Raw genomic sequence first — 1,482 nt, forward strand, 5'->3', positions numbered from 1 at the left:
TGTTATTCCCAAGTAGAAATGTCCTACCTACTAACCAAATAGAAATGTCCTATATGGACATTTCCAAGTCAAGCACAGGATTTAGATTTCGTTGTTGAATTGCTGTTTTCTGTGCTCGTCTTCTTGGCATAGATTGAGAACGATTGCGTTTGTATTGCTGTTCCAATTCTTCATGCTGTTGTTGAATATGATTGAGAACAGCACCTAAACGTTTATTCTCAACAATCTCTCGCTGGTTCAGCTGACTTAATTTATCGAAGATGCTGTAATTGATTTTTCTTCCCTGATATTCAATCGCGACTGTACCATCCGGGTATTCTAGGAACTCAAGATACTTACCAATCAATCTTTGGTTTTCTTCCGTGTTTTCCAGGAGATATACGCATTTATCATAAGTAATCGTCAGGCTATTCGTGACTCTGCGGGGTTCACGCCAAGTAAAAACATCATCTAACTCCTCAGCAGTTTCAGTAACAGTCCGGTGTAAATCCTTGGGATTAAAAGCCATCTTGGCGAACTTCTGATTGAACTGCTCAATGAAGCAGGGTAGCCAGGCATTCGCTTGCTCAATCGAACAGATGCCTTCCAGGCGCATTTCTTTGATCAGACGGTCCTGAAGCGTTCTATTGGCCCGTTCTACACGGCCTTTGGCCTGTGGTGAATTAGCGAAGATAATATCGATATTCAGGGTGCTGAGTACGCGCCCAAACTGGGTAATCTTGGTGTCTTTCTTACTGCTTTGATTCACCCTGAAGACTGAATGTTTATCGCTGTAAAATGCCAACGGCTTACCATGCTGCTCAATATACAAACGTGTTGAAATCATATAGTCAAAGGCTGATTCTGATTCACAGAAGCGTAAATGCTGCAATTTTCCTGTGGCATCATCGATAAACACCAGCAGACAGCATTTAGGGGCTCGACCTTCAAACCAGTCATGGTGTGAGCCATCAATTTGAATCAGTTCACCATAACAGTCCCGGTTATAACGAGGCTGATACGGGCGTTTCAGATGCTTGGATCGAGGAATCCATAAATCGGCTGCAATCATCCAAGAACGTAGTGTTTCCACCGAAATGTCGAATCCATGAATGGTAGTGAGCTTTTCATGCGCTAAAGTGGGTCCGAAACCATGCAGTTGATCCGAAACAATATTGAGGCACTTGAGTCTGAGTTCTTCAGGAAGCCTGGAGTTGCTGATTTGACCACGACCGGCATGGGCTAATGCAACTGGGCCTTGAGCTTTGTATTTCTGCAGTAAGCGTCTGATCTGACGCTCTGAAATATGAAGTAACTGAGCAGCCTGGGACTGGGTTATGCGTTGATCACAGATTTCCTGCAAGACCGACAATCGTTTAAGTTCTTTATCCGACATAGACACCAACATATCAAACCGTCCGCTAAGGAAATTGCAAAAATGCATATTCTAAAAGCGGACATTTTTACTTTGGAGAAACCGGACATTTCTATTTTGGGCTTACA

General features: G+C 43.2%; 1 protein-coding gene. It reads right to left on the minus strand.

The window, feature by feature from the left end:
* Positions 1-49: 49 nt before the first annotated feature.
* Positions 50-1,375, minus strand: coding sequence for an ISNCY family transposase (locus ACPEPR_RS13760; protein ID WP_423562560.1), 1,326 nt, complete (start codon positions 1,373-1,375; stop codon positions 50-52).
* Between the last annotated feature and the right edge of the window lie 107 nt (positions 1,376-1,482).

This window comes from Acinetobacter sp. AND/436, from assembly GCF_049546925.1.
GTDB lineage: Bacteria > Pseudomonadota > Gammaproteobacteria > Pseudomonadales > Moraxellaceae > Acinetobacter > Acinetobacter indicus.